Origin of the sequence: Streptomyces barkulensis (assembly GCF_002843305.1) — a bacterium.
GTDB lineage: Bacteria > Actinomycetota > Actinomycetes > Streptomycetales > Streptomycetaceae > Streptomyces > Streptomyces barkulensis.
Genome location: NZ_PGSG01000094.1, coordinates 12,295 through 29,953 on the forward strand (window position 1 = coordinate 12,295; position 17,659 = coordinate 29,953).

The following is a 17,659-nucleotide window of genomic DNA, read 5'->3' on the forward strand; positions in this document are numbered from 1 at the left end:
CGGAGTGCCCGGAAACGACGTGCCGCCCCCACCGGGGCCCGGTGGGGGCGGCACGTCGCGGGACTCGCGGAGTCCTCAGGGCGCGGTGGCGGCGAGGCTGCGGTTGAGTGCGCTGCCGGTGCGTGCGGTGAGTTCCTCCCAGGTGCCCTCCTCGGCGATGCGTCCGTCTTCGAGGACGGCGATGCGGTCGGCGCGGCGGATGGTGGCGCGACGGTGCGCGATGACGATGGTGGTGCGGCCCTCCTCCTCCAGCGCGGCGGCGAGCCGGGCCTCGCCGGCGTTGTCCAGATGGGCGGTGGACTCGTCGAGCACCAGGACCCTGGGCCGGATCAGGAGCGCGCGGGCCAGGGCGATGCGGGCCCGCTGGCCGCCCGACAGGGTGGCGCCCCGTTCGCCGACCGGCGTGTCCATCGGTGCGATGCGGTCCACGCCGCACAGCCGGGCCGTCTTGTCGAGAAGGCCGTCGTCCGCCCCGGGTGCGGCCAGCCGCAGGTTCTCGGCGAGGGTGCCGTGGAAGAGGGGGGTCTCCTGGCCCACCAGCGCGACGGCGCGCCGGAGTTCGGCGTCGTCCACCTCGCGTATGTCGACCGGATCGCCGTCGGCGGGTATCAGCTGGACCTCTCCCCGGGACGGGTCCCAGAACCGGGCCAGCAGATGGGCGCAGGTCGACTTGCCGGCCCCCGAGGCGCCGACCAGCGCGAGGGTCTGCCCGGGAGGGACGGTCAGCTCGACGCCGTCCAGCACCGGCCCGCCGCCGTAGTCGAAGCTCACCCGGTGCAGCCGGACGCCCAGCGGGCCGGGGGGCAGGGGGCGGGGCGAGGCGGGCGGCGGGGCGAGGGCGGGGGCGCCCGCCGCCGCGCCGACCCGGGCGGCCGCCGCCCGCAGCGCCACGGCCTGGCTCAGCGTCCTGGCCGACTCCGCGACGGGGCCCAGGACCGACAGGGCCAGTGCCATCGCCGCCGGGGCCCACGCGCCGTGCAGCCGGCCCGAGGTCACCGACTGCGCGGCCGCGGCGACCACGCCGAGGACCGCCGCCACGATGAGGAGGTCGCGGACCGCCGCGGCCACGGCCTCCCGGGTGGCCTCGGCGCGCTGGGCCTCGCCCACCTGCCGTCCCCTGCCGGCCAGCAGGCGGCGGCGTCCGGGCAGGGCCCCGAAGGCGAGCAGTTCGCGCAGCCCGTCGACGGTCTCCACGGTGTCGGCCGACAGTCTCGCGGCGGCCGCCCGGGTGCGGCCGCCGCGCGCCGCGCGTCGGCGCGCGTCGGCGAAGGGCGCGGCGGCCAGCAGCGCCGCGACCGGCAGTACGGCCGCCGGCAGCCACGGGTCCACCGTGGCGAGGACCGCCGTGCCGCCGGTGAGGACCGTTCCCGCCGCCAGGAGTTGGGCGGTGGTGTGGGCGTAGAAGAACTCCAGCGCCTCCACGTCCGCCATGGCGGTCGCGGCGAGGTCGCCGCTGCGCCGGCCCGCGACGCGGGCGGGGGCGCTGCGGGCGAGCCCGTCGAAGACCCTCACGCGCAGTGCGGCCAGCACCCGGTAGGCCAGGTCGTGGGAGAGGTCCATCTCGCGCCAGGTCGCCAGGGCGCGCACCAGAACGAGGGCGGCGAGCGCGGTGACGGTGACGGCCGAGGGGGCGCGTCCTTCGATGACGGCCGCCCCCACGGTGTGTGCGGCCAGGGTCAGCAGCGCGACCAGCGAGCCCTGTTCGACGAGCGCGGCGGCGCAGGTGCGCGCCGCCATGGCGCGGTGCCCGGCGAGGGCGGGGAGCAGGGCGCGCAGCGATCCCCGCGCGGGCGCGGGCGCGCCGTCGGCGCTGGTGGTGGTGTCACCGTCGGCGGTACCGGTCGCGGTGCTCATGCGGCGACTCCTCCCCGGTGGGCGCGGCCGGCCTCGACCAGCCGCGTGTAGACGCCCCCGGCCGCGGCCAGGCCGGCGTGCTCGCCGACGGCGTCCACCCGCCCGTGGTCGAGGACGACGATGCGGTCGGCGTGCCGGACGGCCGATAGCCGGTGGGCGACCACCAGGACGGTCCGGCCGCGCGCGGCGTTCACCAGTTCGCGGACGATCTGTGTCTCCCGGCGTTCGTCGACCGAGCTGGTGGCCTCGTCGAGGACCAGTACCGGAGCGTCGGCCAGCAGGGCCCGGGCCAGCGCCAGCCGCTGGCGCTGGCCGCCGGACAGGGTGGCGCCGCGCTCGCCGAGGACGGTGGCGTAGCCGTCGGGGAGGGCGGCGATCTCGTCGTGGACGCCGGCGGCGCGCGCCGCGTCCGCCAGTTCGCCGTCCGTGGCGTCCGGCCGGGCCAGGCGCAGGTTGGCGGCGATGGTGTCGTGGAAGAGGTAGGTCTCCTGGGAGACCACGGCGATGCCCTGCCGCAGCGAGTCCAGCGCGTATGCGGTCGTGGGGGTCCCGTCGAGGGTGATCCGGCCCGTCTGCGGGTCGTGGTGGCGCAGGAGCAGGGCCAGGAGCGTGGACTTGCCGGCGCCGGAGGGGCCGACGATCGCGGTGGTCCGTCCGGCCGGCGCGGTGAAGGAGACACCGCGCAGAACGGGTTCCTTCGCACCGCCGTAGGTGAACTCGACCCTCTCGAAGCGCAGTTCGGGGGGCTCCGGCCAGCGTGCGGGGGCCGTTCCGGTGTCGCGGACGGCCGGCTCGGCGGTACGCAGCGCCGCGATCCCGTCCGCGGCCGAGGCCCCCAGGTATCCGGCATGCCACTCGCGGGCCAGGTCCCGCACCGGCCGGAAGCACTCGGAGGCCAGCAGCAGCGCCAGATAGGTGCCGGTCGCCGCGGTGGATCCGGTGACGGCCGACCAGCACGCCAGGAGCGCGGCGGCCGCTGTGCCGCCCTGGACGGCCAGGTCGGTGATGCCGGTGTCGGCCAGGGACACCCGCAGTTTGGCGACCGTCGCCCGGTGCAGCGCCGCCGAGCGCTCCTCCAGCCGCTCGCGGGTGCGGCCGACCGCGCCGGCGGCGCGCAGGGCGGGCATGCCCTGGAGGGCTTCCAGGTAGTCGGCGCCCAGCCCTTCGTAGGTGTCCCAGTGCTCCCTGCCGCGCCGGGCCAGCGTCCGGTCCCAGGCGCGCGGCCCGAGCAGGGCGAGCAGCAGGGCGGGGACGAGGCCGAGGAGCGCCGCCGGTTCCACCGCGGCCAGGACGGCGAGCACCAGGGGCGGCACGGTGAAGGTGACCAGGAGCTGGGGCAGATAGCGGGAGACGTAGGCGTCGACGCCCTCCACCCCGTCGACGAGGGTGGTGCGCACCGCCCCGGCGCGGGCCGTGGTCAGGTGCGCGGGCCCCAGCCGGCCGAGGCGGCACAGGAGTTCGTCCCGCAGGGCCACCCTCACCCGGGCTCCGGCGCGGGTGGCGGTGCGCCGCTGCCGTACGGCGAGCCCGGCGCGGACGGCGACGGCGGCCAGTACGGCGGCCGGCAGCCACAGGAGCCTGCCGGTCTGCCCGCGGGCCAGGTCGGCGAGCGCGGCGGCCAGCAGCGCGGCCTGCGCCAGATGGGTGAGGGTGACGGCGCCCTGCAGGAGGGTGGCCACCAGCAGGGGGCGCCGCGCGCGCAGCGCGGCACGGCGCAGTTCGGGGTGGACGATCACGTGGTGTTCTCCTCGTCGGCGTGGCGGGTGCCGAGGGCCAGTGCGTGGACGATCCAGTCCCGGCCCGGCGCGCCGCCGAGGGCGGCGCCGAGGTCCGCCTGCTGCCAGGAGCCGACGGGCCGGGCGGCCAGTCCGTGGCGCGAGGCGGTCAGTTGGGCCAGGTGGACGGCGAATCCGGCCCGCAGATGGGTGCGGCGGATGTGCGGCGCGTCGGCGTCCGCGGGGCAGCCGTGGGCGAGCAGGACGGCGCCGGCGCCGGCGATCCACGCCTGGCCCGCGGCCCAGGCCGCCAGTGTCGGGCGGGCCTCTCCGGCGGCGTACCGGCGCACCTCCGTGCCGTCGGCGGCCGGCTCGACCAGGCCGGGGTCCGGTGATCCGACGGCGGCGCACCAGCGCAGTTCGCCGCCTCCCGCCCGGGAGGCGGCGGCCAGGACGGCCCGCAGCGCGTCGGGGGGCGGGGCGCCCGTCAGCGGCTGTGGGTCACTGCGGCGGGCCCGCAGTTCGGCGGGGGTGTGTGCGTCCGGCGGCGGCGGTGTGCCGCCGGACGGAGGGATGCGCACGGTGGCCAGTGGGTTCTCGGCGAGTCCGTCCATACGGACCTCGGGCTCGCCCGTACCCAGCGCGCGGGCGGCGAGGAACAGCGCCGCGGCGGTGTGCCCGGTGTCCAGCAGCAGCAGCGGCCAGGCCCGGTGACCGTAGTGGGAGACGGTGCGCCGTGCGGTGACGGACAGTTCGGCGGTCACGCCCGGTGGGGTGCCGTCCGGGAGCCGTCCGAGGCGGTGCACGCGGTGGCGCAGCGGGTCGTAGCCGTAGCGGCCGGGCGGCAGGGAGCAGCCGGCGCCCACGGCCAGTTCGGCGTCCACCGGGTGCAGCGCGCCGGCGGAGGGAGCGGGCCGCAGGCGCCCGGAGCCGTCCGAGGCCGCCAGGGACAGGCGCAGTACGGCGTCCAGGTCGACTTCCCCCGGGGCCGCGTCCGGGATGGGCAGCGGTGGCCCGGGCCAGGCCCGGGCGGCGGGGCCGGCGGGCGCGGCGGGGCCGGGTGGCTCGGGGGACCGGGCGAGGGCGAGGGCTGCGACGAGGTCCACCGGGCGGTTGTCGGAGGTGTGTTCTGCGGAGGTGTGTTCCATGGGCCGACCCTCACATGTGGGGCGGGGGCGCCAGGGTGAAGTCCTCCGGCGCGGTGGGGGCGGTCGTGCGCCAGCCCCGTCCGACGGCGGCGTCGGCCAGGCGCGGGCAGCCGAAGTAGCCGAAGGCGGCCGGGGCGTTGGGCAGGATTCCGGAGACCAGGACGCGGGCGACGCGCAGCGGGGTCTGGGCCACGTCCTCGGTGGTGAGGTCGAACGTCATGACGCGGTGGCCGCGTTCGCGCAGCGCGCGCTCCAGCCTCTCCCGGCTGCCGGGCTCGACCGCGTCCACGGGCACGGTGCCGAGCGCGGGTTCGGTGAAGCGCCGGGCCTCGGGAGCCATCCGCTCGTCCAGCCACACCTGTACGTGCGCCCCCAGGTCCCGTACGTGCTCGAACTCCTCGCCGCACACGTCGAGGTAGCGGCGGTCGGCGCGGTGGTCCAGGTAGAGCCCGCGGGCGAGCAGGCCGGCCTCGACGGCCTGGAACACCCAGCCGCCGGGGTCGGTCAGGCCCTGGGTGAAGACCCAGGTGTGCACGGCCTCCAGCACGGCCTTGCGGGCGGCCTCGGCCGGGTCGTACCTGCAGGCGAATCCGGCCGCGTACAGGCCGAGGCGGGGGTCGTGGACGAGCGCGGCCACGCAGGGGGCGAACTCCGAGGGCATCTCGACGAGGTGGAGGTCGAGCGCGGATCCGGCGAGGTCGTCGGTGAGGCCGGGCACGCCGGCCGGGTCGATGCCGCGCGCCGGCCCGTCGAGGTGCCACCACAGCTCCAGGGCGTCGCGTTCGACGATCTCCAGCAGGCCGCGTTCGGCCGCGTCGTCCAGGCCCTGGCCGGTGGCGATGCCCGCGTAGTTGAGGTGGTGGGTGCGGGGCAGCGAGCGCAGGCCCCCCTGGCGCCAGTTGAGGTGGGTGAGCGCGACGGGCGCCCAGACCTCGGCGGTCGTGCCGTCGGGCAGGCGCTCGGCGCCGCGCGTCCACAGGGCCGGGGTGTCGTCGGTGAGAGGACGGTAGGGGAACCTCTCCCGGGCGTACTGCCAGGGCGCGTAGGCCGGCAGGTCTCCCGGTCCGTACAGCCGCAGCCCCCTGCCGGCCAGTTCGGCGGCCGTGGCGTGCAGCGGGGCGTCCGGGTGGCCGGGCGGCGGTACGCGGTTGCCGCAGTAACGTTCCACCCCCTCGGCCACCGCGGCGAGGTGGGCCTGTTCGGGGTCGCCGAAGGTGGTGCCCAGGGAGACCCGGTCGGCGGGCCACAGGCCGAGTCTGCGTGCGTCGGATATCTCGGCCGTGAACGCGGTGTAGCGGGGCGGCGCGCCCGCGGGGTGCTCGACGGGCTTGACCTTGCGGACGATGCCGCAGACGGGATCGACCAGGGTCTGGAGCGGCAGCGCGGTCATCGCAGGATCTCCTCGGCGGGTTCGGTGCCGGCGGGTTCGGTGGGAGTGGGGCGGGAGGGCAGTACGTGCAGCACCAGCGCCACGCCGCCGGGGTCGGTCTCCCGGCGGGAGGGGAGCAGCCGATCGGCGGTCATCGGGTCCTCCCCGGTGTGCGGGTTGCGGGCGTGGGCCGGGAAGTGGTGTCCGGCGATCTCCAGGCGCAGCCGGGTGCCCGCCCGCAGCCGGCGCGCGATCCGGCCCAGATCGATGGTGAACTCGGTTTTCCGGCCGGGTGGTTCCTCGCGCCGGACGATGCCGGTGGCCAGTCGCTCGGCCCTCCCCTCGGGGGTGAGGGCGACGAGCCGGGCGGCCCAGTCGGCGGACGGGGTGTCGGCCGCGGCCCGCAGCCGTACCCGCGCGGGGCCGACCGCGTCGAGCGGGCGGGGCAGCGGTGGGGTGGCCAGCAGGCACCGGTCGGGCGTTCCGGTGGCGGGGACGGTGAGGTCGTCGGAGCGGACGGGGCGTTCGGGGTCGGCGGTGAAGGCGCGGCCGTGCAGGAGCCGCAGCCGCTGGGCGCGCGGCTCGCCCTCGGTGCCGGCGGGCAGCCACCGGTCGGCGCCGCCCAGCGCCAGTGCGCCGCGGTGTCCGGGGGCGAGTTCGCCGGTGAGGGCGCGGTGGGCCCAGCCGGCGTACAGCTCACCGAGGTTCACCCGGTGGGCGGGGCCGGCGCCGGGGCCGGGCGCGGCGGTCAGACCGTGTCCCCAGGGACCCGTCAGCAGCCGCGCCGAGGGGCCGCCCCAGGCGCGCCACAGTGCGCCGGTGTCCTCGGCGAAGGGGTCGTGGAGGCCGCCCACCGCGAGCAGGGGCACCGCCGCGTGCGCCGCCCGCGACACCGGGCGGCCCCGGTCGCGGTGGTGCCACAGTCCCTCCCAGGAGGGCAGGTCGCGGCCCAGCCGCCGAGGCAGGCCGGTCAGCGGCAGATGGCCGAGCAGGCCGGGGTCGGCGGCGAGGGCCTTCCCCAGGGCTCTCTCGTCGGAGTCGCTCCGGTCGCCGTGGGCGGCCCACCATCCGGCGCGGGCCAGCAGCCGCTCCGCACCGGAGGGTTCGCGCGCCGTCTCGGCGGCGCCGAGGGCGGGTACGGCGGCGAGGACGGCGTCGGGGCGGGCGTCCCCGGGCGCGTCGAGGGCGAGGACGAGTGCGCAGTGGGCGGCGTAGGAGGCGCCGGCCGCCACCAGCCGGCCGTCGCTCCAGGGCTGCCGCCGGATCCAGCGGACGGCCGCCGCCCCGTCGGCGGTCTCGTTCTCGTACGGCCGCCAGCGCCCCGGCGAGGCGAACCGGCCGCGTACGTCCTGGACGACGGCGGCGAATCCGCGGCGGGCCCAGCCTCTCGCCTCGGCCCGGTGGCGAAGGCGGTCGTAGGGGGTGCGCAGGAGGACCGCGGGGAAGGGGCCCCGTCCTGCGGGGAGGTGGATGTCGGTGGCCAGTCCCCCGACGGTGGCGCCGGAGGGCGTCATCCGTTCTCCCCCGGCGCCGGAGCGGCCATCGGCTCCCGGGCGGTCCCCGGCATCGGGGCGACCGCGGGCACGGGGAGGACGGGATGCGCGGTGACCGTGAGGGTGCGCAGGTCCACGCGCCTGAGCCGCCGCCGCGCCGGCAGGCCGGTCTCCTCGGGGAGTTCGGCGGCCCACCGCAGCAGGTCGTCGGCGAGCAGTGCCGCGAGCAGGCCGGCCGCGGGAGCGGTGAGTCCGGCCGGGGCGCCGCAGGCGCGGGGTCCGCTCCAGTAGGCGGCCAGTTCCCGGTGGGCGGGGGTGGCCGCCAGCCGGCGGGCCCTGACATGGGCCGAGGTGACGTCCGCGGGAGCGGCGGCGAGCGGCTCGACGTACGCCTGCCGTCCCTCGCGGTGGCAGCGCAGCCAGGCGACGCCGTGCGCGGGCAGTCGGTCCGCGGCGTCCCACAGCCCGTCGGGCACAGGCCCGTCCAGGCACCACACGACGGCGGCGGGGTCGTCGTGGAGCAGGTCTTCGAGACCGCCCGGCGACGCGCCGGGAGCGGTGGCCCGGACGGTGCGCGGCCGGGCGCCCAGAGCGGTCAGCTGCGCGGCGAGCGGCTCGGTGAGCACCGGGTCGCCCAGCAGGCGGACGCTTCGGCGGGCGGCGGGCCACTCCGGGCTCGGCGGGCCGTCCGTCAGATAGCCGGCGTCCTCGAACGCCCCGATGACACGGCGCTGTTCGGCGTCCGCCGGTTCTTTGGCGGCGCCGGACAGGAGACGGAACAGGGCTTCCTCGTCGGCGCCCCGTGTCCGGACGCCGAGGAACTCCCCCTCGGCGGTGCGGACGGCGAGGCCCCGCCCGGGTACGGCGACGACCTCGACACCGGGTGCGAGCTGACTGCGGGACACGGCTGTACTCCTGTGAGCGGGTCGGCGGGAGCCGGCGGTGGACTGGGCGGCGGGGCGGGCGACGGAGCCCGGGACGGGCGTGGGCCCGCCCGGATGGCGCCGGGCGGACCCACGTTCGAGAGCGGCTGGGCCCCCGCTTACTCCTCGGTGTCCTCGAAGGGGTTCTCGACGAGGGCGTTGGAGTGGGAGGCCGAGTCGTGGGCCAGCTGGCCCGGGTCGGCGATCGGCGTGAAGACCTGCTCGTTGTCCATGAACTCTCCTTGTTCGCAAAGGGATACGGCGTTCGAACGAGCGCCGCACTCACACCCTAGTGAATATGATTTTCATATTCCATAGCTGGGAGAGGGTGATCTGGGTAACACACCGGCCAGCCCCCCTCGGGGTCCCGGCCGACCCGGCCGGCCACCCTCAGCACATCCGCCAGCAGCCCCGGCGTGACCACGTCCTTCGGCGCCCCGTCGGCCGCCACCCGGCCGTCCCGCAGCGCGACGATCCGCTCGGCGAAACGGGCCGCGTGGGCCAGGTCGTGCAGCACCATCACCACGGTGAGCCCGCGCTCCTCGCGCAGCCGGACCACCGTCCGCAGCACGTCGAGCTGGTGGTGCAGATCCAGATAGGTGGTCGGCTCGTCCAGCAGCAGGACGCGGGTGTCCTGGGCGAGCGCCATCGCCAGCCGCACCCGCTGCCGCTCGCCCCCCGACAGGGCGTCCACATCGCGGTCGGCCCACCGCTCCACGCCCACGTCCCGCAGCGCCCGACGCACGACGGGGTCGTCGCCCTCGCGCAGCATGCCCAGCGGGCCGCGGGCCGCGTACCGCCCCTGGCGCACCAGATGACGCACCGTCATCCCCGGCACCGCGGGCGCGGACTGATGCAGCAGCGCCACTCTCCGGGCCGTGGCGCGCCGGGACAGCCGGGCCAGGTCGTCCCCGCCCAGCAGCACGCGCCCCTCGTCCGGCCGCAGCAGCCCGGCGGCCAGCCGCAGCAGGGTCGACTTGCCGCAGCCGTTGAGCCCGACGAGGGCGGTCAGCTCGCCCGGCCGGACGGTCATGTCGACCCCCCGCAGCACGGGCCGCTCCGGATACCCGAAGCGGACCCCCTCGATACGGATCCCCACGGATTCGGTGCCGGTGTCTGGTCCGGTGCCGGTGTCTGGTCCGGTGTCGGTGTCTGGTCCGGTGTCGGTCAACGGGCTTTCTCCCTCGACTTCAGAACGTACGGTCCGGCGTGCGGCGCACGACGGCCAGCAGCAGCACGGCGCCCAGGCAGGCGGTGAGGGCCCCGACCGGCAGCGTGAGCCCTCCGGTCTCCAGCGCCGCCGCCAGCAGCCGCGAGGAGAGCTGCGCCACCGCGTCCGCACCGCACACCACGACCGCGCCCACCACGGCGGCGCCGGGAAGGCCCACCCGCAGGTCGGCGCCGAAGAGGGCCACGGCCAGATGCGGTACGAGCAGTCCCACGAAGCCCAGCGCCCCGACGGCGGCCACCGCGCCCGCGGTCAGGGCCACCGCGCACAGCAGGGCCAGGGTCCGGGCCCGCCGGGCGGGGAGGCCGGCGGCCAGGGCGGTCTCGTCCCCGCAGCGCAGCAGGGTCAGTGGTCCGGCCAGCAGCCAGGCGGCCGCCCCCCACAGCAGCGCCCACGGCCACAGCAGGTGCCAGTGCTGCCACACCCGGCCCTCCGTGGTGCCCACCAGCCACTGCACGACGCTGCCGAGCTCGCCCGGCTCCACCAGCAGCACCATGGCGGTGAGCCCGCCGAGCACCGCGGAGACCAGCACCCCGTGCACGGCGGTGGCCGCGGGATCGCCGCGGCCGCGGCCGGCCAGCAGCCACAGCAGCGCCGCTCCGGCGCATCCGCCCGTGCACGCGGCGAGGACGACGGCCAGCGGGGAGTCCCACCCGGCCAGCCCCAGGGCCGTCGCGGTGACGGCTCCGAGCACCGCTCCCGGCGTCACGCCCGTCACCTCGGGCCCGGCCAGGGGGTTGCGCAGCGCGGACTGCAGGACCAGCCCCGCCACGGCCAGGCTCGCGCCCGCGCCGAGGGCCACCAGCAGCCTGGGCAGACGCAGTCGCAGCAGGATGTGGCGTTCGGTCGCGTCACCGCCGCCGCCGAGTACGTCCCATGCCGTGGCCGGGGACATGCCGCGCCCGGCCACCAGTTCCAGTGCGGCGCACACCGCGGCCAGCGCCATGAGCACCGCGAAACGCCGGCTCACCGCGCCCCCTCCGCTCCGGCCGCTCCGGCCCTCCCGCGCCGGGAACGGCCGCGCCCGCGACCGCCCGACCGCGTCAGGACGATCCCGGCCGGCACGCCCAGCAGGGCGGTCCAGGCGCCGACCGGCGTCTCCACGGGCGCCAGCGCCAGCCGGGCCGGCACATCGGCGACGGCGACGACGACGGCGCCCCACGCGGCGGACCAGGGCAGCCGGCGCACCGCCCCGGCCCCGGGGGTGAACCACCGGGCCAGGTGCGGCGCCAGGAAGCCCACCCAGGCCACGGGCCCGCACACGGCCGTCACGGGGGCGATCAGCACCACGGCCACGGCCAGCGCGGCCAGCCGCGCCCGGTGGGCGCGCACGCCCAGCGCCTCGGCGTCCTCGTCGCCCAGCCGCATCACCGACAGCACCGGTGCGCACAGCACGAGGGCGGGGGCGACCACGAGCAGCCACGGCCACAGGCCCGCCACGTCGTCCCAGGTCCGGGCGGACAGGGAGCCGAGCAGGTAGCGGTAGACGAGCTGGAGGTCGAGCTGGTCGGCCATGACCATCAGGACCAGCAGCGCGGCCTGCAGCGCGGCCGCGACCGCCGCGCCGGTCAGCAGCACGGCGGACGGGCTGCGGCCCAGCCCGGCCGCGAGCAGTGTGAGCCCGCCGCCGAGCGCGGCGCCGCCGATGGCCGGCAGGGGCTGGACGGCGGCGGGCAGGGACAGCGCCAGCACCAGGGGCGCGGCCACCCCCAGCGCGGCCCCGGAGGAGACGCCCAGCATCTCCGGCACCGCCAGGGGGTTGCGCAGCGCCTCCTGGAGCACGAGCCCCGCCGCCCCCAGGCAGGCGCCGGCGAGGAGCGCCAGCACCAGGCGGGGTACGCGCAGTTCGGTGACGACGATCCCGGCGAGCGTGGCCTCGCCCTCCAGCACCGCGCCGGCGAGCCGGTGCGGCGGGACGTGGGGGGTGCCCAGGCTCAGCGCGCAGACCGACGAGACGGCCAGCAGTACGGCCACCAGGACCGGTTGTCGCCACCGTGCCCGGTACGGGGCGCGCCGGTCCTTCGCCGCCGCGTCTCCCGCCCCGGTGTCCTCCACCCCGGTTTCCTCCGCCGCGGTGGGCGCGGGGACGGGCGCCCTCACCGCAGCGCGGCCGTGGCCTCGTCGAGGACGATGCCCAGCGAGCGGGTGCCGCGGCCCTTGGCCCACACCTCCGGGTCGACCTCGTGGACGTCGCCGTCGCGCACCGCCGGGATCTTCCCCCACAGAGGGTTGTCCGCCAGCTTCTCCGAGAGCCTGCCGTCCGCGTCGCCGAAGCTCATCGTCTCGACGAACAGCACGTCGACGCCCTCGGCGAGGATCTCCTCGAGACTGTAACTTCCCTCCACACCACGGGACTTCCACGGGTATTCGGCGATCTTGGGGAACAGGCTGGCGGCCACGTCGGTCTCCGGGGTGGCGACGCCGAAGTTCTCGTCGCTGCCGTAGATGACGAGCGCGGTCTTGTCGCTCGGGGTCTTCTCGGCCTCGGCGAGCTTGGTGCGGAAGGCCTTCTCGGCCTTCTCTCCCTGGTCGGTGCGGCCGGTGAGCGCGGCGACGTCGCGCAGATAGCCGACGCTGTCCTGCCAGGTCTCGGGCTGCATGGCCCAGAAGGTGGTGGCGCCCTTCAGCGCGGGGGCGAGCTTGCCGTGGGTGTCCCCCAGGCCGATCACGAGGTCGGGCTTGTGGGAGAGGATCGCCTCCACCTCCGGGGCTATGAAGCCGCCGGGTATGACGTCGACCTCCTTCGCCCTCTCCTTCCCCAGGAAGCCGGGGTGGGCCAGCAGCGCGCTGTTGGTGGCCGCGGGGACGATGCCCAGTTCGGTCAGGATGTCGTCGCAGAGGGCGAACAGGCAGACGATCCGCCGCGGTTCACCGTCCAGGGAGATCCTGGTGCCGTTGGTGTCGGTCAACTCCGTTGCGGCCTCGATGGGTTCGACGGTGACCTCGGTCCTCGCCCTGGGCTCGGCCCTGCCGTCAGCGGTCTCCTCCGGCGGCGATCCGCAGCCGGCCAGGACGGAACCCAGCACCGCTGCGGTGATCCAACCGCGGGCGGATCTCGACGGTGAACGCAGCATTGACGCCCTCTTCTTCTTCTCGGGAAAGCCGGAACACGCCGAAGATACATGATAATCGTTTTCATTACACCGGCTCACTGGAGGACCCCCATGCCCGCCACCGACCTCACGCTGCTCGTCTCCGACCACGTGGACGGCGCCCTGTACACGCTGACCGTGCCGGACGGCACCGTCACGCACCGCCTGACCGGCCGGCACATCTCCGAGCACGCCGGGTTCCTGGCGCTCCCGGGAGGCCGGGTGGCCTGTGTCGACGACCGCCGGGGGGAGCTGCTGGTGCTCGACCCCTTCGGCGGCGAACTCGTGGAACTGGCCGTCCCGGTCGCCGTACCGGCCGAGCACCTCGCCTGCGACCCGTCCGGCCGCCGACTGGCCGTGACCACCGGGACGGGGAAGAACAGCGAGCCGTGGTCGGACCTGCTGACGGTCGTCGACCTCGCCACCGAGGAGACCTCCAGGGTCCGCACCCGCGCCGGCGAACCGGGAGTGACGGTGCCGGGCGGCGGCGATCCGCTGGTCGTCCTGCGGCACCGGGAACCCGGTGCGCTGGCCGTCCACCGGTTCGCGGACCTCCTCGCGGCGCCGCCCGGCTGTCCGCCGGCCACGCCCCACACACTCCTGCCGCTGCCGGACGACGGGCACGGGGACGCGTACGCGCCCGGCCCGGGGCGGGTGTTCGCGGCCACGGGCGAGGGGGTGCACCGGGCCCGGAGGGCGGGCGGCGCGCTCACGGCCGAGCCGGTGATCCCGTGGGGGTCGCCCGGCCGGGGCTGGTATCTGCGCCTGGACACCCGCCGGCAGGCGCTGTGGAGCACGCTGCGCGGCGGGGCACCCGACCCGGCGGGGTGGCCGGAGTGGACCAACCGGGCATGGCGCCACGACCTGGGGACGGGCCGCACACATCTCACCGATCTCGGCCCCGGCCTGGTCTTCCGCCTGGCCCTCTCCCGGCGCCACGCGGCCTTCGCCCGCATCCACCCCGACGGCGACGAGCTGGTCCTGCTGGACGCGGACCGCCCGGACGGCACCGTCCGCCGCCTCCCCCTGGCCGCCATGGACGGCGCCCCGCGCCGCGGCGGCACCCCCTGGGAGGGGGTCCAGCGCAGGGCGGTGGCCGCCTCGCCGGGCTCCGGCTGGATCGCCGTCACCCGCGGCGGCCACGGCGAGGTGCACATCGTCGACGCGGAGACGGGCCGCGAGGCGGCCCGCCCGCGACTGGACACCCCGCTGCACCACGGCGGCCATATGACGCTGCGCGCACGGGGCGACGGCGCCGAGGGCGACCCCGTGGGCCGCTGACCCCGGCGGAGGGGGCGGGACCGCCGTCTCCGCTCCCGTCGCGGCCCGGCCGCCCGGCCGCCCGGGCCCCGCTCCCCCGCTCAGTCCTCGCCGAACACCGTCCGCAGCAGGAGCAGGGCGATGTCGTCGGTGCGCTGCCGGGTGGGGCGGGCCCTCCGGACGACGGCGTCGACGAGGCGCTCCAGGTCCCCGTCGGGGGCTTCGGCCAGATGGCGGGCGAGACCGGCGGTGGCCTCGTCGGGATCGCTGCCCGGGGTCTCGACAAGGCCGTCGGTGTAGAGGGCTAGGACCGCGCCGGCCGGCAGGGGGGTGTCGAAGACCCGGTAGTCGGCGTCCGGCTCGACGCCCAGCAGCAGGCCGGGCGGGACGTCCAGAGGGCGGGTACGGCCGCCGGGCAGGCGCAGCAGCGGGGAAGGATGTCCGGCGCTGGCGATGCTCGCGCACCGCCGCGCCAGATCGAGGTGGACGTAGAGGCAGCTGGTGAACAGTCCGGGGTCGAGATCGGTCAGGAGCCGGTTGGTGCGCGCGAGCACCTGGTCCGGGGGGACTCCGGCGGTGGCGTGGGCGTGGATGGCGGTGCGGACCTGGCCCATGAGCGCCGCGGCCGCGACGTTGTGTCCCTGGACGTCGCCGATGACGGCGGCCGCGGTGCTGTCGCTGAGCCGGATGAGGTCGTAGAAGTCGCCGCCGATCTCCATGCCCCGGGTGGCCGGCAGGTAGCGGGCCGCCACCCGCAGCCCGGGAACGGCGGGCAGGGTGTGGGGCAGCAGCGCCTGCTGGAGACCGTGGGCGATCCGGTGCTTGGTGTCGTACAGGCGCGCCCGGTCCAGCGCCTGGGCGATGAGCCCGGCCAGGGAGGTGAGCACCGCGCGTTCCTCGGCGGTGAACGCGTGCGGCCGGTCGTAGGACAGGGTGCAGCAGCCCACGGGCCGCCCCGAGATACTCAGCGGCAGATACGCCCACGCCTGCTTCCCCGTCGTCCGCGGCAGGCCGGGGTACTCGCGCTCCATCTCCTCCGGGGAGGAGTAGAACAGCGGTGCGGCCTCGGCGAGCACCCGCCCGGCCGGGGTGAGGGCGGTGTCCAGCGACACGCCCTCGAGCCGCTCGATGGCCGCCGTGGCGTAGCCGCGGTGGCCGATGATGCGCAGCCGGCCGTCCTCCAGAACGGACAGGACCACTCCCTGGGCGTCGAAGGCGGGCATGATCTGGTCGGCGATGAGGTCGACCACGTCCCGCACCCCCACGGTCTCGGTCAGTGCCGCGGCCAGGTGCATCAGCTGGTAGAGCTGTCCGGCCCTGGCCGGAGGGCTCCCCTCGGCCCGCTCGTCCTGGGGGGGCGCGGGGCGGGGGCCGGTGCCCGCGGGTTCGATGCGTACGCTGATGCCGCTGGCGTCCGGGTAGAGCCGGAAGTCGAGCCACCGGCCGGGCGGGCGGCGGGCGGCGAAGGAGACGGGTTCGCGGCTGACGACAGCGGCACGGTAGCGGTCCTCGTAGACCGGGTCGTCCAGCCAGGGCAGCGTGTGCCAGGGGCGGGTGCCCAGCAGTTCGGCGGCACCGCGGCCCAGCAGCTCGGCGCCGCCGGAGCTGACGAAGGTGATGCGGCCCTCCAGATCCAGCGCGCAGCTTCCGCCGGGCAGGCGCTCGGCGAAGTCCTCGGCGGCCAGCGTCGACTGCGACCTGCCGGTGCGCACCGTGCGGGTGCTCAGCAGCCGGGGCCGGGCCGGGTTCGGGGCCTGCCGGCCCGCGTCCTCCTCCTCTTCCAGCAGCCGTGCCAGCCTCCGGCAGCCGAAGACGATGTTGTCGCGCCGCCGTCCGGAGATCCGCGGCGGGTGGGTGCCGGGCCACAGCAGCAGCAGCGCTCCCCAGGAGCGGTCCGCGGCGACGGGGGCGGCGGCCAGGGCGAAGTGGTAGGGCGCGGTCAGCGCCGCGCGCGGATAGGCCCGGGCCATGTCCTCCTGGCCGCCCACCCACACCAGGCGGTTCTCGCGCACCGCGTCGGCCGCCGGGACCGGTGCGGCCAGCCCGACGCTCTTCCACGGTTCGACGAAGCCGGGCGGCGCCCCGCACATCATCGCCAGCCGCAGCGTGTCCCCGTCCGGGGTCAGCAGGTACAGGCCGGCGGCGGACGCGCCGGTGCCGCGCACCACCTCCAGGAACTCCGTCTCCAGCCGGTCCTGCGCGGCCGTCGTGTCATCGGGCCCGGCCACCGTGCGCTCCCCTCCGGCCCCGCTCGGGGGCCCGGCCGCCGGGTGTGGCTCCGGCCGCCCCGGTCGCCCCGCCCGCGGCGCCGCGCGGTGCGGGGCGACGGTGCGCCGCCCCCGTCCGTCCCGGTTGCGGCACTCCACGGCAGGCATGCCAGAGATATCCCATACAAGAAGATTATGGCGCTTTTGAAGCAGTGGCGCGCTGCCGCCCCGCCCGAGGGGTCCGGCGTACGGCGCACCGCGTGCGGTCAGGCGGTCTCGTCGACGGCGCGTGCCAGGATGCGCAGGCCCTCGTCCAGCTCGTCCGGGGTCGCGGTGAGCGGCGGGAGCAGCTTGACGACCTCGCTCTCGGGGCCGGAGGTCTCCACCAGCAGCCCCAGCTCGAAGGCGCGGGCGCACACCCGGGCAGCGCGCCCGGCGTCGGCGAAGGTCAGCCCCCGGGCCAGGCCGCGGCCCCGGTGTCCGGCCCCGCTGCGGCGGTGCTCGCGGGCGATCTCGTCCAGGGCGGCCTCGACCTGCTCGCCGCGGGCGAGCGTCTGCTTCTCCGTTCCGCTGTCGGCCCAGTAGGCGTCCAGAGCCGCGGTGGCGGTGACGAAGGCGGGGTTGTTGCCGCGGAAGGTGCCGTTGTGCTCGCCGGGCTCCCACACGTCCAGCTCGGGCCGGAACAGGGTCAGCGCCATCGGCATCCCGTAGCCGCTGATGGACTTGGAGACGGTGATGATGTCGGGGGTGATGCCCGCCTCCTCGAAGGAGAAGAAGGCACCGGTGCGGCCGCAGCCCATCTGGATGTCGTCGACGATCAGCAGCATGTCCTGCCGCTTGCACAGGTCGGCCAGGGCGCGCAGCCACTCGGCCCGGGCGACGTTGATGCCGCCCTCGCCCTGGACCGTCTCGACGATCACGGCGGCCGGCCGGTTCAGACCCGAGCCGGAGTCCTCCAGCAGCCGCTCGAACCACAGGAAGTCCTCGACCTTGCCGTCGAGGTAGCGGTCGAAGGGCATCGGGGTGCCGTGGACCAGGGGGACGCCGGCGCCGGCGCGCTTGAAGGCGTTGCCGGTGACGGCCAGGGATCCCAGCGACATGCCGTGGAAGGCGTTGGTGAAGGAGACGATCGACTCCCGGCCCTTGACCTTGCGGGCCAGCTTCAGGGCCGCCTCGACGGCGTTGGTGCCGGTCGGGCCGGGGAACATCACCTTGTGGTCCAGGCCGCGCGGCCGCAGGACCACGTCCCGGAAGGTCTCCAGGAAGGCGCGCTTGGCCGTGGTGGACATGTCCAGGCCGTGGGTGACGCCGTCGCGCTCGAGGTAGTCCAGCAGGGCGCGTTTGAGCACCGGGTTGTTGTGGCCGTAGTT

At 76.4% G+C, this 17,659-nt stretch carries 14 protein-coding genes; 1 reads left to right on the forward strand and 13 read right to left on the reverse strand.

The window, feature by feature from the left end:
• Nucleotides 1-75: 75 nt before the first annotated feature.
• From CUT83_RS20055 to CUT83_RS20100, 11 genes are all read right to left on the reverse strand, one after another.
• Complete coding sequence (locus CUT83_RS20055; RefSeq protein WP_101257246.1) at nt 76-1,854, reverse strand: ABC transporter ATP-binding protein; 1,779 nt, start codon at nt 1,852-1,854, stop codon at nt 76-78.
• On the reverse strand, nt 1,851-3,590 hold the full coding sequence (locus tag CUT83_RS20060; protein WP_101257247.1) for an ABC transporter ATP-binding protein/permease: 1,740 nt from the start codon (nt 3,588-3,590) through the stop codon (nt 1,851-1,853). The genes CUT83_RS20055 and CUT83_RS20060 overlap by 4 nt, the downstream gene beginning before the upstream one ends.
• Complete coding sequence (locus CUT83_RS20065; protein ID WP_101257248.1) at nt 3,587-4,717, reverse strand: nitroreductase family protein; 1,131 nt, start codon at nt 4,715-4,717, stop codon at nt 3,587-3,589. Before CUT83_RS20065 ends, CUT83_RS20060 begins: the two co-directional genes overlap by 4 nt.
• Before the next feature lie 10 nt (nt 4,718-4,727).
• The gene (locus CUT83_RS20070; protein WP_101257249.1) at nt 4,728-6,107 is read right to left on the reverse strand and encodes a YcaO-like family protein; all 1,380 of its coding nucleotides are present in this window, start codon (nt 6,105-6,107) and stop codon (nt 4,728-4,730) included.
• A complete protein-coding gene (locus tag CUT83_RS20075; RefSeq protein WP_101257250.1) occupies nt 6,104-7,600 on the reverse strand; it encodes a CocE/NonD family hydrolase in 1,497 nt (498 codons plus the stop codon). Before CUT83_RS20075 ends, CUT83_RS20070 begins: the two co-directional genes overlap by 4 nt.
• Nucleotides 7,597-8,484, reverse strand: a complete 888-nt coding sequence (locus CUT83_RS20080) for a hypothetical protein (protein WP_101257251.1) — start codon at nt 8,482-8,484, stop codon at nt 7,597-7,599. Before CUT83_RS20080 ends, CUT83_RS20075 begins: the two co-directional genes overlap by 4 nt.
• A 137-nt stretch (nt 8,485-8,621) precedes the next feature.
• Nucleotides 8,622-8,735, reverse strand: a complete 114-nt coding sequence (gene amiA / locus CUT83_RS31055) for a streptamidine family RiPP (protein WP_240958231.1) — start codon at nt 8,733-8,735, stop codon at nt 8,622-8,624.
• 56 nt (nt 8,736-8,791) lie between these two features.
• On the reverse strand, nt 8,792-9,601 hold the full coding sequence (locus CUT83_RS20085) for an ABC transporter ATP-binding protein (RefSeq protein WP_101257259.1): 810 nt from the start codon (nt 9,599-9,601) through the stop codon (nt 8,792-8,794).
• A 91-nt stretch (nt 9,602-9,692) separates the two neighbouring features.
• A complete protein-coding gene (locus CUT83_RS20090) occupies nt 9,693-10,676 on the reverse strand; it encodes a FecCD family ABC transporter permease (protein ID WP_101257261.1) in 984 nt (327 codons plus the stop codon).
• A 20-nt stretch (nt 10,677-10,696) separates the two neighbouring features.
• Nucleotides 10,697-11,692, reverse strand: a complete 996-nt coding sequence (locus CUT83_RS20095; protein WP_173915116.1) for a FecCD family ABC transporter permease — start codon at nt 11,690-11,692, stop codon at nt 10,697-10,699.
• A gap of 134 nt (nt 11,693-11,826) precedes the next feature.
• Nucleotides 11,827-12,804 carry an ABC transporter substrate-binding protein gene (locus tag CUT83_RS20100; protein WP_173915115.1) on the reverse strand — a complete coding sequence of 326 codons (978 nt, stop codon included), beginning with the start codon at nt 12,802-12,804 and terminating at the stop codon, nt 11,827-11,829.
• A 90-nt stretch (nt 12,805-12,894) separates the two neighbouring features.
• Here CUT83_RS20100 and CUT83_RS20105 point away from each other — a divergent pair, with 90 nt between their 5' ends.
• Nucleotides 12,895-14,103, forward strand: coding sequence for an SMP-30/gluconolactonase/LRE family protein (locus tag CUT83_RS20105; RefSeq protein ID WP_101257253.1), 1,209 nt, complete (start codon nt 12,895-12,897; stop codon nt 14,101-14,103).
• A gap of 80 nt (nt 14,104-14,183) precedes the next feature.
• Here CUT83_RS20105 and CUT83_RS20110 read toward each other — a convergent pair whose 3' ends face one another.
• Complete coding sequence (locus CUT83_RS20110; RefSeq protein ID WP_240958232.1) at nt 14,184-16,310, reverse strand: SpoIIE family protein phosphatase; 2,127 nt, start codon at nt 16,308-16,310, stop codon at nt 14,184-14,186.
• A 245-nt stretch (nt 16,311-16,555) separates the two neighbouring features.
• A partial coding sequence (ectB, locus tag CUT83_RS20115; RefSeq protein ID WP_101257255.1) for a diaminobutyrate--2-oxoglutarate transaminase occupies nt 16,556-17,659 on the reverse strand: 1,104 nt, incomplete at its 5' end.

What these genes read in the sequence shown, in the direction of transcription:
- CUT83_RS20105 (WP_101257253.1), top strand. Translation starts at nt 12,895, where the DNA reads ATGCCCGCCACCGACCTCACGCTGCTCGTCTCCGACCACGTGGACGGC.
- CUT83_RS20090 (WP_101257261.1), bottom strand. Translation starts at nt 10,676, where the DNA reads ATGGCGCTGGCCGCGGTGTGCGCCGCACTGGAACTGGTGGCCGGGCGC.
- CUT83_RS20100 (WP_173915115.1), bottom strand. Translation starts at nt 12,804, where the DNA reads ATGCTGCGTTCACCGTCGAGATCCGCCCGCGGTTGGATCACCGCAGCG.
- CUT83_RS20070 (WP_101257249.1), bottom strand. Translation starts at nt 6,107, where the DNA reads ATGACCGCGCTGCCGCTCCAGACCCTGGTCGATCCCGTCTGCGGCATC.
- amiA (WP_240958231.1), bottom strand. Translation starts at nt 8,735, where the DNA reads ATGGACAACGAGCAGGTCTTCACGCCGATCGCCGACCCGGGCCAGCTG.
- CUT83_RS20055 (WP_101257246.1), bottom strand. Translation starts at nt 1,854, where the DNA reads ATGAGCACCGCGACCGGTACCGCCGACGGTGACACCACCACCAGCGCC.
- CUT83_RS20075 (WP_101257250.1), bottom strand. Translation starts at nt 7,600, where the DNA reads ATGACGCCCTCCGGCGCCACCGTCGGGGGACTGGCCACCGACATCCAC.
- CUT83_RS20065 (WP_101257248.1), bottom strand. Translation starts at nt 4,717, where the DNA reads ATGGAACACACCTCCGCAGAACACACCTCCGACAACCGCCCGGTGGAC.